Consider the following 13,387-nt stretch of genomic DNA (forward strand, 5'->3'; position numbering starts at 1 on the left):
CTTCCGGATCATCGGCCTACCATGCAAACGGGATGAAGCAGCCGCTTCGTCCCGTTTTTGCTTTCCCGGCATTAACAGACAACCTCTCGTTTACATGAACAACAGGACGGCCAAGATCAGAAACTGCGCCGCTCCCCCCGATCTCGATCATGCCGACCGTCATAGGGCGCATAGCGCGTCCGGCCAAGGCGAGCGCGCGCGCCAGCGGAAAGAGAAAAGCAAAGGCCAAGTACGGATAGCCGATCGCCAAGGGAACGAACGGCAGCAACAGATGATACGCCCAGGCGTACCGCGTCCAGCGTTTGTTTTTCCGCTCGCGGAACACGCTCTTGACGAAAAACGCCGTGCCCGAAAAGTACAGGAAGGAAAACAGGACGATCGCCGCCATATCGCGATCCCAGCCGCCTCCGCTGTATAAATAAGCGGCGGCTCCTCCCAGTGAGAAGATCAGGATGCCGCACAGATCGTTCCAGATCGCGCGCTCGGACTTGCGCTTGGCATGCCAGGCAAGCACCGGGATCAGCAGCGTCAGCGGAATGCCGAAGTACAACAGCGTCGGGTCGTCCAGCAGCGGCGGAATCAGGCAGATCATCGCGGCCGCCCCGTAGAGCGCGGCCCACCGGAGCCACCGCGCGCTGTCTCTTCTCCGTCTGACTGCCTGCAGCAGCGGGTATGAGCTCAAGTAAAAAAGGAACCAGGCCAAAAACAAAGGCGCATGCACCCATCGCGGATGGCCGGCCATCATGCCGAACAAAAAGGGCACGCCGACCATCGCCCAGCCGCCATGCTCCCGCGGGATGACGATGTCTCCCCTTTTCACGGCGCGATCCCTCCCGCAAGCGAGATGAAGATGCCTCTCTTTTTCACGGCGCCATCCCTCCCCGGAGCGGGACGATATCGACCAGCGTACCGGCCTTGAAGCCCGTCTTGGTCGGCGGGAGCGCGATGAGACAGTCTGCGGACCCGATGGACAACAGCTCGCTCGACTTGTCCATTCCAGCCGGCCGGACCAGATTCCGCCCTTCGCGGCAATGCCAGATCCCCCCGGACATACCTCGCGAAGCCGTTGACCTTGAGGTAGTCCGCCTCCAGATAAGCGGTCATCCCCGGCTTCTCAAGCTCGGCGCTGCCCTGCATGGCGGCCATCGCCGGCCTCGCGAACAGCTCGAAGCCGACGAAGCACGCCGACGGATTGCCCGACAGCCCGAGCATCGCCTTGTCTCTCCATATGCCCGCCGTCGTCGGGCTGCCCGGCCGCATCGCGACTTTATTGAACAGCGTCTCTCCTTCCCAGCTAAGAAAAATATCCGCCATTACGTCATAGTCGCCTACGGAGACGCCGCCGGTCGTCAGGAGCATATCGATGTCCGCGTTAAGCAGGTCGTATATCATCCGCTCCGCCCTCTCCCTGTCGTCCGGCACGGCGCCGGCGAGCCGCGGCTCGCCCCCGGCGGACGCGATCTGCGCCGCCAGCATGTACGCGTTGCTGTTGCGGATCCGGCCGGGCGCCAGCGGCTCGTCGATCCGCAGCAGCTCCGTTCCCGTGGAGACGACCGCGACGACCGGCTTGCGGGACACCCGCACTCGGGCATAGCCCAGCGCGGCGAGCAGCGCGGCCTGACCGGCGCCGATTCGCTCCCCTGCGCGGAGCACGACGTCGCCCCGGGCCGCCTCCTCGCCGACCGGGGCGACGTTGGCTCCGCGTTCGATCGTCTTGCGGAGCCGTACGCGCTCCCGGCCGCCGCGCGATATCGTCTCCGTCATCTCCAGCATGACGACGGCGTCCGCGCCCTCGGGCACCATGGCGCCGGTCATGATCCTCGCGGCTTGGCCGGGGCCGATCGGCAGCGCCGGCGCGGTCCCGCACGGGATGTGCTGCACGACCTCCAGCTCGACGGGCCTGGCCGCGCTCGCGCCTCCGGTGTCCGCACTCCGGACGGCATAGCCGTCCATGCCGGACCTGCTGAAATGCGGCAGGGGCTCCGCCGTCCTGACGTCTTCCGCCAGTATTCGGCCGACGGCCTCGGTCAATTCTGTCTCGACCTCGCCTGCCGGGCTGATCCGACTCAACAGAAGCTCGCGTGCCCCGGTTACGGCCAGCGCCCTCCGATGGAACTTGGCGCTCGCGTCGCTTGCCCTTTCCTCCATTACGTTCTGCCTCCTTTGCCGGTCGACGGCCTGCCTGCTTCCGCCCGCCGCACAATTGTCGAACGGCGGCCGCGAGCGGCAAGCCCAAACGCTGATTTTTCTAGTCGAATAGATGATATACGAGCAATTGCCGCACAGGAGAGGATGATGACGGTGACGAAGGATAGCACGTCCGATTTTTTGCGGCTTGTGCCGCTGTTCCAAGACTTGAGCGCCGCGGAGCTGGGGCGCGTCGAGGAGATCGCGATCGCGCGCTTCGCCGCCAAAAAAACGGTGATCTTCACGGAAGGAAGCGACAAGGAAGCGGTCTACTTCATCCAGGACGGCTTGGTCAAAACTTACAAGACGGACGAAAACGGCCATGAGCAGATTGTCTCGTTCCTGAAAACCGAGGATATGTTCCCCCACACCGGCTTCTTCAACCAGCATCCGTATCCCGCCACCGCCGAAGCGATCGTCGATACGCGGCTCGTCGCGATCCCGGTCAGGCAGTTCGAGCTTCTAATGATGAGCACGCCCTCGATCGCCATCAAGATGATGCACGTGATGGGCGCGAAGATCCGGGAGCTCCAGGAAAAGCTGCAGGTGCTGTCGGGTCAGGACATCAAGCATCGCGTGCTTGCCTTCCTCCTCCAGCTCGCCGAACAGCATGGCCACACGGACGAACGCAAGATTACGATCAATCTCCCGATGACGCACCAGGAATTCGCCAATTCGGTCGGCACGACGCGGGAGACGGTCAACCGGCTCCTGAGTCAAATGAGCAAGGAAGGCTTGCTCCAGGTCGACCGCAGCCGCATCGTCCTCATCGACCTTGAGGCGCTGAAGCTGCAAAGAGAGCAGCGTTAGATCGCGCCGCCAATAGCCAAATGCCCCGAATCCCGCTAGCGGCTTCGGGGCATTTTTCTATTTCTGCGTTCGAATAAGCGACCCCGCCTTCATGAGATTCATGCGATTCATGAGGCCGCGTTTCCCGTATCCTTTGTCTTCGCCTTGCTAATATCGCTGAACATGCCCGCATAATACTTCACTTCGCCGGCATCGTTTTTGATGGCCGTTATATTAAGCCATTCGAGATAGACCTCGCCGTTTTTGCGTTTGTTCCAAATCTCTCCCTGCCAGTAGCCATGCTCACGAACGGAGCGCCACAACTCGTCATAGAAAGGCTTGAGCTGCTTGCCCGACTTGAGCAGGCTCGGCTTCTGCCCGACGGCTTCCGCCGCCGTATAGCCTGTGACGGCCGTGAACGCGGGATTGACGAACTGGATGACGCTGTTCGTATCCGTGACGAGCATCGCCTCGACCGTATGCTCCAGGATGTTGGCGGACAAGCGCAGCTTTTCTTGATAGAACATCCAGATGATCAGCACGAAGCTGACCAGCGCGAACTCGGACAGCGCCATGAAGCCGATCGAGTAGTGGCCGGTGACGCTGAGGAGCGTCGTCAGGACGAGCGGCGGGAAGAAGCCGCCGAGACCGCCCATCGCCGAGACGATGCCGTTGACGACGCCCGCTTGCTTGGAGAAGTACATCGGCACCATCTTGAACACAGCCCCGTTGCCAAGGCCCGCGCAGAGCGCGACGGCCAGCACGCCGAAGGTGAACCAGCTGAAGGACAAGGAGAACGACAGCAGAACCCCGGACAAGGTGAGACCCGCGAACACGAACATCAGCACTTTGAACGGATTCCAGCGGTCGGACAGCCATCCGCCTACGGGGCGGGCCACCGTCGCCAGCGCGATGAAGCCCGCCGTGCGGAATCCGGCGTCCACCTTGGTCAGTCCGAAGTTGTTGATGAGGAATTGGGGCAGGTAGACGGTGAAGGCGACGAAGGAGCCGAACGTAATGAAGTAGAACAGGCTGAGGAGCCACAATTTGTCTTTCTTATAGACGGCGCGCACTTGCTCTTTCAGCGAGACGGTGAACCGGGGTTCCTTGGCATCGCCGAGCAGCAGATTGAACAACGCCAGTCCGGCCAGCAGGAAGAGATATAGGCGAACGGTCGGCTGCCAGCCGATATGCGAGGCGATCGACGGCGCCATGAACGACGTGATGGCCGTGCCCACGTTGCCCATCCCGTAGATCCCGTTGATCGCGCCGTGCCGCTCTTTCGGATAGTACTTAGGCAGCGAGGTGACCCCGATGGAGAAGGTGGCGCCGCTGATGCCCAAGAAAAAGCCGGCCGCGATCAGATCGAAGAACGAATCGGAGACGCTGATGTAGAAAACCGGGAAGAGCAGCGCGACGAAGCTGATGGTGAAGCTCCATCTCGCGCCGAACCGGTTGGTCCAGAAGCCGAGCGGGAACCGCAGGATCGACCCCAGAATGATCGGCGTAGCCGTCACCCAGGTAGCTTGCTGCGCGGTCAGCGCGATATCTTCCTTAATATAAGGCAGCAGCGACGAGAGGATGACCCAGGTCATGAAGCCCGCGATCAAACTGACGGTCTGCAGCGGCAGCTGAAGCTTTCCGGTATTTTTCACGGACATTTCCCCTTTTTTTTGTGATGAACGATATTAGCCGCGGCGGCGATAGACGACGTAGCTGCGCTTCAGGTAACCAAGCGGCAAGCTGAGGGCATGCACCAACCGCGTAAAAGGAAATACCAGATACAAAACAAAGGTCGTCAGGATGTGAATCTTGAACGCGATCGGCACGGTACGCATCAAGTCGGGATCGGGCCGGAATACGATCAGGCCGCGAAGCCAGGGGTTGATCGTCGTGCGGTAGTCGAAATCCGTGTGGTTGACCGCATTAAGCGTGGTGGCTGTCAGGCCGGTAATCAGGACGATCGCCAGCATGACGAGCGCGACCCTGTCTCCCGCGCTGCTGGTCGAGCGGATGCGCGGCACGGTCATCCTGCGGTAAAGCAGGATCAACGCGCCGGCCAGCGTAGCGACGCCCGCCGGCAGCCCGCCGGAGACGGCCGCCATATGGTAAGCTTCATCGCTAACACCTAAATAACGGTACACGGATACAGGCACCAATAAGCCTGCGATATGTCCGGCCAGGACGGCCAGAAGCCCGAAGTGAAAAAGCAGGCTGCCCCATCGAAGCATTTTTTCTCGAGCATCTCGCTGGATTTGGACGTCCAGCCGAACGGATTCGTCGCATATCGCCAGAGAATCGAGGTCAGGAAAAACACGACGACCCCATACGGCAGCACGCCCCACAGCAATAGATCCGCCATCCTCAGTTCCCCCCGCTTCCCGCCGGCGCCGCCTCAAGGTCCGAGGCCGGCGCCATCGTCCCGACGATCTGCAGCAGCAGTCCGAATAGCCCTGCGTAAAGACTCCGCTCCGCCTCCAGTTCCTCCCGGATCGCGGACAACGGCGCCGCCGCGCCGGCGAAAACGCGCTCCGCTGCCTCCCAAGGCGCGGCGGAGCCGAACTCCAGCATGAGCGGCAGGTAGTCGGGCAGCTCGCTGCCGACGAGCTCGAAGCCCGCCTCGGCATAGCGCCGCTTCAGTTCGAGCAGCGCGGGCCCCCCGCTCCCGCTCCTCCCCGTGCCGGCCGTAGGTCAAATACATATTCGACTTTTTGCCGAAGTCGAACGTCCGCACGTAGCGATCCTGCCAGATCACGCCGTCGACTGCCTCGGCCTCGTCCAGGAATGCGGCGATCTCCCGCCGGCAGGCGTCCGGCGCCGGCTCCAGCTCCCCGCGAATGTCGGGCAGACGCTCCCGCCACTCGCTGTCCGGGTATTGCAGCAGATGGGACAGCAGTCCCAGCAGGCGTTGCTTGGTTTCGTTGTTCATCCGATTGTCCTCCGATCAGAATACGCCGCATGAGCCGGGGCCGCCCGCGAAGTCCAGCCCGCAAGCGCCCTGCTCGTTGAACATGTCGGCGACTTGCTCGCGATGCGCCGGCGGGATGACGAAGCGGTCGTTGTATTTGGCGATAGCGAGCAGCCTGTACATGTCCTCGACGGTCTGCGCGTCTAGGCCGATGCCGTCCAGCAGCGCCGGGTCGCTCTCGCGACCGGTCTGCTTGTTGCGCATATGAATCCGCATGACCGCCATCTTGCGCAGCACGTCCCGGATGATGCCCGTATCCCTTGCGGTCAGGAGATTCGCCAGATATTCGACGGGAATCCGCATGCTGTCGATCGCCGGGAAAATATCTCCCGGATCGAGCGCGCTTCCCTGTCCTTCGATCCGGTTCGTGATCGGAGAGAGCGGCGGCACGTACCAGACCATCGGCAGCGTCCGGTATTCCGGATGCAGCGGCAGCGCGATCTTCCAATCCATGACCATCTTGTAGATCGGGGAGCGCTGGGCAGTCTCGATCCAGTCCTCCGGGATGCCCGCCTTGCGGGCTTCGCGGACGACCTCCGGATCGTTAGGATCGAGGAAGACGCCCATCTGCGCATTGTACAGATCCTTCTCGTCGGGGACGGACGCCGCATCCTTCACCTTGTCGGCATCGTAGAGCATGAGGCCGAGATAGCGAATCCGGCCGACGCAGGTCTCCGAACAGATCGTCGGCAGGCCGGCTTCTATCCGCGGAAAGCAGAGCGTGCATTTCTCCGCCTTGTTCGTCTTCCAGTTGAAGTACACTTTCTTGTAAGGACAGCTCAGACACGCAGAAGCGCCAGGCTCGGCAGGCATTCTGGTCCACGAGCACGATGCCGTCCTCCTCCCGCTTGTACATGGCGCCGGACGGGCAGGAGGATACGCATGACGGATTGATGCAGTGCTCGCAGATTCTCGGCAGGTACATCATGAATACTTGCTCGAAGTCCATCTTGATCGATTCCTCGAGACCTTTCAGGTTCGGATCGTCCAGGCCCGTCACGTTCGCGCCGGCCAGATCGTCCTCCCAGTTCGGGCCCCACTCCAGGTTCATATATTTGCCGGTCACCTTGGACTTGGGCCTTGCCACCGGCTGGTGCTCGCGCGGCGGGCTGTTCGTCAGCTTCTCGTATTCGTAGGTCCACGGCTCGAAGTAATCGTCCATCGTCGGCTGGTCCGGATTGTGGAAAATGTTCAGGAGGCGCTTGGCGCGGATGCCCGATTTCAACTCGAGCTTGCCGTTTTTCAGCTCCCAGCCCCCTTTGTAGAGATCCTGGTCCTCCCACTGCTTCGGATAGCCGACGCCCGGCTTGGTCTCGACGTTGTTCCAGTACATGTATTCGGCGCCGGGACGATTCGTCCACGTGTTTTTGCAAGTGACGCTGCACGTATGGCAGCCGATGCACTTGTCCAGGTTCATGACCATGCCGACTTGCGCTTTAATCTTCAAGCCAGTCCACCTCCTGCAGCTTCCTTATGATGACGTTGAGGTCCCGCTGGTTGCCCGTCGGACCGTAATAGTTGAAGCCGTAGCTCAGCTGCGCGTACCCGCCGATCATATGCGTTGGCTTGACGTGGATGCGGGTCGGACTGTTGTGGGTGCCGCCCCTTGTCTGCGAGATCGGCGTTCCCGGGACGTTGATATGCCGGTCCTGCGCATGGTACATGAAGGCGATGCCCCGCGGGATGCGGTGCGATACGACGGCGCGGGCGACGACGACGCCGTTGCGGTTGAAGCACTCGATCCAGTCGTTGTCGGCGATCTTCGTGTCGGCCGCGTCCTCGTTGTTCAGCCAGATCGTCGGACCGCCGCGGAACAGCGTCAGCATCGGCAGCGAATCGTAGTACATGCTGTGGATCGACCATTTGCTGTGCGGCGTCATATAGTTCAGGACGATCTCCTTGCCGCCCTCCACCGGCCGCTTGCTGTTCGGATGGAACGGCGTCGGCTTCAGCGTCGGCTTGAACGTCGCCAGCGTCTCGCCGAACTCGCGGAGCAGCTCGTGGTCGATATAAAACTGCTGCCTGCCCGTCAGCGTACGCCACGGAATGAGGCGCTCCACGTTGGTCGTGAACGGGGAATACCGCCGCCCGCCCTTCTCCGATCCGCTGAAGGCGGGCGAGGTGATGACCGTCTTGAGCCTCGAGGTGATCTCCTCGAACGTGAAGCACTCCTCGGAACGCTCCTCCGCCAGATCCTTCAGATGCAGGTTCGTCTTCTTCTCGAGCGACTCCCAGGCGCGGACCGCCATCTTGCCGTTGGTCGTCGAGGACAGCGTGAGGATCGCCTCCGCCACGTTGCGGTCCGTGCTCAGATCGGGACAGCCTTGGGCGAGGCCCTGGCGCCGGTTGACGCCCAGCATGCCTTTGAGCTTGTCGTACTCCTCCGCCGCGCTCCAGGAGATGCCCTTGGTGCCGATCGGCTTATCCTTGACGAGCGGCCCGAGCGAGATCATCTTCTCGTAGACGGCCGCATAATCCCGCTCGACGACGTGAATGTGCGGCATCGTCTTGCCGGGCACCGGCTCGCACTCGCCCTTGCTCCAGTCGCGCACGATACCGTGCGGCTGGGCCAGCTCGTCGGGCGAATCGTGCAGCAGCGGCGTCGCGACGATATCCTTCTGCGGCGCGTCGAACTGCCGCGCCGCCATGTCCGAGAAGGCGCGGGCCAGCTCCCTGAAAATGTCCCAGTCCGAGCGCGACTCCCACTGCGGGGAGATCGCCGGGTTGAACGGATGCACGAACGGGTGCATGTCCGTGCTGCTCAGGTCGCTCTTCTCGTACCAGGTCGCGGCCGGCAGCACGACGTCCGAATACAGGGCGGTCCCGGCCATCCGGAAGTCGAGGTTGACCATCAGGTCCAGCTTGCCTTCGGGCGCCTGCGCCTGCCAGTCGATCTCGCGCGGCCTGAAGCTCACCGAATCGTCGTTGAGCAGGCCGTTCTTGGCGCCAAGCAGGTGCTTCAGGAAGTACTCGTGTCCTTTGCCCGAGCTCGAGATCAGATTCGCCCGCCATACGAACAGCACGCGCGGATAATTCTCCGGATCGTCCGGCGACTCGATCGAGAACCGCAGGCTTCGGTCCTTGAGCCGGCCGGCGACGTAGGCCCCGATCTCTTCCTTGGTGCGGGCGCCGGCTTGCTCGGCGTCCTTGTACAGCTCGATCGAATTGCGGTTGAACTGCGGATAGGACGGCAGCCATCCCAGCCGGGCGGCCATGACGTTGTAGTCGGCCGCGTGGTCGTACCGCGGCTTCCCCGCCAGCGGGGTGACCAGGCCCTGGGTCCCCGTCTCCTCGTACCGCCATTGATCCGTAGCGAAGTAAAAGAACGAAGTGCCGTTCTGCAGCCGCGCGGGTCCCGTCCAGTCTCTCGCGAACGCGATCGTCTGCCACCCTTCCGCAGGCCGGAGCTTCTCCTGACCGACGTAATGCGCCCATCCGCCGCCGTTGACGCCCTGGCAGCCGGTCATCATGACCAGGTTGATGATCGCCCGGTAGATGACGTCCGAGTTGTACCAGTGGTTGATGCCCGCGCCCATGATGACCATGGACCGGCCCTTGGTGTCGACCGCATTGCGCGCAAACTCGCGCGCGATCTGCACGACGGTGCCGCGGTCGACGCCCGTGATCCCCTCCTGCCAGGCCGGCGTGAAAGGCTTCGGTTCGCCGCCGGCGCCGGCATCGGCGCCCGCATCGTCCGCAAGGCCCCGGTCGACGCCATATTTGGCCAGCACCAGGTCGTATACATTTGTCACGTACCGTGTCTTGCCGCCGCTTTGAATGCGCTTGACCGGCACGGCGCGCTCCATCACATGGCTGCCAGCGTCGTCGAAGTACGGGAGCTTGAGCTTCAGAACTTCGTCATGGACGCCGAGCATGGACAAGCGCGGGTCGATCGGTCCGCCGCCGTCCGCTTGTTCCATGCGCAGGTTCCAGGTGCCCTCCTCGCCCCAGCGGAATCCGAGGCTGCCCTTCGGCACCGCGAGCGTACCGGAATTGTCGTCGTAGACGACCGTTTTCCACTCGGCGTTGTTGACCCCCCTGGCCCAGATCGTCCGCCAGCAGGAAGCGGCCTGGCGCGTAGCCGCCGTCGCGCTCTTCGATCAGAATCAGATTGGGGAAGTCGGTGTATTGCTTGGCATACTGGATAAAGTAATCCGTCTCGTTGTCCACGTAGAATTCCTTGAGGATCACGTGGCCCATCGCCATGGCCAGCGCGCCGTCCGTCCCCTGCTTCACCGACATCCACGTATCCGCGAACTTGACGTACTCGGCATAATCCGGACTGATGGACACGACCTTCGTCCCCTTGTAACGGGCTTCCGCGAGGAAGTGCGCGTCCGGCGTGCGGGTCATCGGCAGGTTGGAGCCCCACACCAGAATGTAGCCGGAGTTGTACCAGTCGCTGCTCTCCGGCACGTCGGTCTGGTCCCCCCCAGATCTGCGGCGATGCCGGCGGCAGGTCGGCGTACCAATCGTAGAAGCTCAGCAGCGGCGAGCCGACCAGCGACAAAAAGCGCGAGCCCGCCGCGTAGCTGACCATCGACATCGCGGGAATCGGCGAGAAGCCGAGCACGCGATCAGGCCCGTAGCGCTTGATCGTATGAATCATCGAGGCTGCGACGATCTGCGTGGTCTCCTCCCACGAAGCCCGCACGAGTCCCCCCTCTGCCTCGGGCCGATTTGTAGCGCTCTGCCTGCTCCGGGTTTTCGGCGATGCTGGCCCACGCCTTCACCGGATCGCCCTCCCGCTTGAGCGCCTCTCTCCACAGTTCGAGCAGCACACCGCGGACATAGGGATATTTCACGCGCAGCGGACTGTAGAGATACCAGGAGAAGCTGGCACCTCGCGGACATCCGCGCGGCTCGAACTCCGGCATGTCCGGCCCGGTCGACGGGTAGTCGGTCGCCTGATTTTCCCATGTGACGATGCCGTCCTTCACGAAGATCTGCCAGCTGCAGGAGCCCGTGCAGTTGACGCCGTGCGTCGAACGCACGACCTTGTCGTGCTGCCACCTTCTGCGGTAGACGTCCTCCCAGTCCCTGCTTGCCGGCGACACCTCGCTCCATCCGTCGGCATGACGCTCCCGCTTGGAAAAGTATTTGAGCTTCTCGTAGAACGGCGATTTGGACTTGCCCATGGTTTTCCTCCTGTTCCCGGTGCGCGATCCACCTGTCTGCTGCTCGCATTCTGTTCCTCAATGTATCATCCGGACACTCGCGACCAATGTGATATAAATCACGGTTCGGCTAAAAATAATGCGAAATCCGACAAGTTCATAAAACCTTCATGATCCGAGCGGACCGCGGGAAAACTTCGCGGAAGATCGGCGTTCATTTGTGATTCAGGTCACAATCCCCTGCATCCGACTGGATTACAATCGGAATGAAGCAAGAGCAACCGGCTCGCGGGAGCCGTCAGGGAGGTTCAACGATGGACGCGGAAAAAATATCGCTCGGCGCGCTGAAGGCCTACAACCCCGAATCCTTTACCAAGCGCGTCGTGTTCAAGACGGAAGGCAGCGTGACCTTTGTGCTTCATTTTCTGCCAGGGCAGCGGCTGCCGGTGCATAAGCATCCCGGCTCGACGGTCTATTTGCTCGTATTGGAGGGGAAGGGAGAGCTCGTGCTCGACCAGCGCCGGCTCGCGGTAGAGGCGGAGGATGCGGTGACTTGCGGAGGCGAAGCGAACTTTTCCTTCGAGAATAACGGCTCCGATCCGGTGCGCCTCTACGTGACGCTCACGAAGCTGCCCGACGAACGCTACGCGGAAAACCTGTAGGCCCATGGTTGCAGCCCCCTTCTGGATGACAGGCGGGGGCTTTTTTGCCGCGCGCGGAAGGACGAACGACAGGGAGGAATGAAAGGGGGCCTTCTCAAAAGGCTCATTAACCGACCTTAGAGATGGCCCCTATCGTTTTTGAAACAGAAAGAAACCGTTGCCTGGTAAATTGGAGGTGTCGCGCTGATCTTGATCTAGTTGAGCGGGGAGCTGGCGGGCAATAAGTGTTCAAAAGCAGTTAATCTGCGCGCTGAACCGGACCGGAGATGAAATAAGTGTTCAAACGCAATTAATGAAATCAAAACCGGGCCATCACGTTCAAAAGTGACCCTTTAACTGCGCTTCAGCACTTATTCCCGCCAGGACTTCGCGATCCAGGGAAATAACGGCTTTTGAACAGCTATCGAACGCGGAGCAGTCCTGCTAGCCCGGCGGATCGCGTGCCGCTCGCTTATCCGCCGATCTGGGACATCCGTCTTGCCGTCGGCAGCCGTGATTGCTTCGCGCCGTCCAGCGCAAGCGCCATCTCGTGGGACTCCGGCTTCTCGTCCAGCGCCCTGCGGAACATCGCCTCGATCGCGGCCCGATCGCCGACGTGCTTGCGTACGTTGAACTCGTCCGACCAATAGAGGCAAGGCTTGATGTTGCCGTCCGCGGTCAGCCTGAGCCGGTTGCACGTCGCGCAAAAATGGTCGCTGACCGGATGGATCAGGCCAAAGGTGCCCGGCGCTCCTTCGAGCCGGTAGCTCTCCGCCGGGCCGTTGCCGTACACATCCTTGACGGGCGCGTAGCGCCAGCCAAGCCGGTCGCACGTCTCGGTCACGTGGCGGAGCGGCAGATAGCCCGCCTTCCAATCGCGTCCCTCGTACCCGATCGGCATGTATTCGATGAACCGGACGTGGATCGGCTCCTCCAGCGTCATCCGCAGGAACGCTTCGACTTCGTCGTCGTTGATCCCCTTCATGAGCACGACGTTCAGCTTGATCGGATCGAAGCCGGCGCACCGGCTGGCCGCCAGCCCTTGGAGTACCCGCGATACATCCCCGCCCCGGGTGATCCTGGCGAATCGGTCCGGCTGCAGGGAGTCCAGGCTGATATTCACGCGGGCGACTCCCGCCGCTCTCAACGTTTCGGCGAATTTGGCCAGGTAAATGCCATTGGTGGACAAAGCAATGTCCTCGATGCCCGGAATCGCGGACAGCCGGCCGATCAGCCCGTCCAGGCCTTTGCGAACGAGCGGTTCTCCCCCCCGTGATACGCAGCTTGCGAATCCCGAGCGGCGCCAGCGTTTCAACGACGTCCGCGATCTCCTCGTTCGTCATGATGCGGTGATCGGGCTCGAACTGCATGCCTTCCTCGGGCATGCAGTATACGCAGCGCAAGTTGCACCGGTCGGTGACCGAGATTCGCAGATAATCGTGAACCCTGCCGTATTTATCGATAAGCTTCTGTGCCATTCGTATCAGGCTCCTTCCCCCGGGCGCCCCCGCCTGCCGGTTTGCGCCATCCAGTTCTGTATCGGAAAAAGTATAAAACAGCGCGCCGGGCCCAGCTGTGACGCAAGTCACGGCGAAGCCTTACTCAGGGCCGGGCTCGGCCTGCAGCTTTTTTTTTAGAAGTGTGACGCGGCTCACAATGAGCCCGCGGCATCCTCTCTATAATCG

6 protein-coding genes and 4 pseudogenes are annotated in these 13,387 nt (G+C 61.8%); 2 read left to right on the forward strand and 8 right to left on the reverse strand.

All coding sequences use genetic code 11. From position 1 onward, the window contains the following. Positions 1-16 precede the first annotated feature (16 nt). Both OMP38_RS18615 and OMP38_RS18625 read right to left on the reverse strand, forming a co-directional pair. Positions 17-820 carry a YwiC-like family protein gene (locus tag OMP38_RS18615; RefSeq protein WP_277566442.1) on the reverse strand — a complete coding sequence of 268 codons (804 nt, stop codon included), beginning with the start codon at positions 818-820 and terminating at the stop codon, positions 17-19. Beyond that, a complete protein-coding gene (locus OMP38_RS18625; protein ID WP_477100076.1) occupies positions 817-2,148 on the reverse strand; it encodes a molybdopterin molybdotransferase MoeA in 1,332 nt (443 codons plus the stop codon). Before OMP38_RS18625 ends, OMP38_RS18615 begins: the two co-directional genes overlap by 4 nt. Before the next feature lie 144 nt (positions 2,149-2,292). On the opposite strand from OMP38_RS18625, the gene OMP38_RS18630 reads away from it, so the two are divergent. Further along, the gene (locus tag OMP38_RS18630; RefSeq protein WP_277566443.1) at positions 2,293-2,997 is read left to right on the forward strand and encodes a Crp/Fnr family transcriptional regulator; all 705 of its coding nucleotides are present in this window, start codon (positions 2,293-2,295) and stop codon (positions 2,995-2,997) included. A 107-nt stretch (positions 2,998-3,104) separates the two neighbouring features. Here the strand turns inward: OMP38_RS18630 and OMP38_RS18635 are convergent, their stop codons facing one another. The 5 genes and pseudogenes from OMP38_RS18635 to OMP38_RS18655 all read right to left on the reverse strand — a co-directional run bounded on the left by OMP38_RS18635 (position 3,105) and on the right by OMP38_RS18655 (position 11,082). Continuing rightward, a complete protein-coding gene (locus OMP38_RS18635; RefSeq protein WP_277566444.1) occupies positions 3,105-4,631 on the reverse strand; it encodes a nitrate/nitrite transporter in 1,527 nt (508 codons plus the stop codon). A 33-nt stretch (positions 4,632-4,664) separates the two neighbouring features. Next, a pseudogene (narI, locus tag OMP38_RS18640) lies at positions 4,665-5,338 on the reverse strand (respiratory nitrate reductase subunit gamma). Between the two features lie 2 nt (positions 5,339-5,340). After that, on the reverse strand, positions 5,341-5,625 hold the full coding sequence (locus OMP38_RS36015) for a nitrate reductase molybdenum cofactor assembly chaperone (protein WP_420869708.1): 285 nt from the start codon (positions 5,623-5,625) through the stop codon (positions 5,341-5,343). 295 nt (positions 5,626-5,920) lie between these two features. Continuing rightward, positions 5,921-7,391, reverse strand: a pseudogene (narH, locus tag OMP38_RS18650) (nitrate reductase subunit beta). Continuing rightward, positions 7,381-11,082, reverse strand: a pseudogene (locus OMP38_RS18655) (nitrate reductase subunit alpha). The pseudogenes narH and OMP38_RS18655 overlap by 11 nt, the downstream one beginning before the upstream one ends. A 293-nt stretch (positions 11,083-11,375) precedes the next feature. On the opposite strand from OMP38_RS18655, the gene OMP38_RS18675 reads away from it, so the two are divergent. Beyond that, positions 11,376-11,723, forward strand: coding sequence for a cupin domain-containing protein (locus OMP38_RS18675; RefSeq protein ID WP_277566449.1), 348 nt, complete (start codon positions 11,376-11,378; stop codon positions 11,721-11,723). Between the two features lie 451 nt (positions 11,724-12,174). Here OMP38_RS18675 and moaA read toward each other — a convergent pair. Then, positions 12,175-13,180, reverse strand: a pseudogene (gene moaA / locus OMP38_RS18680) (GTP 3',8-cyclase MoaA). Positions 13,181-13,387: the final 207 nt, after the last annotated feature.

It is taken from the genome of Cohnella ginsengisoli, from assembly GCF_029525555.1.
Lineage (GTDB): Bacteria > Bacillota > Bacilli > Paenibacillales > Paenibacillaceae > Cohnella > Cohnella ginsengisoli.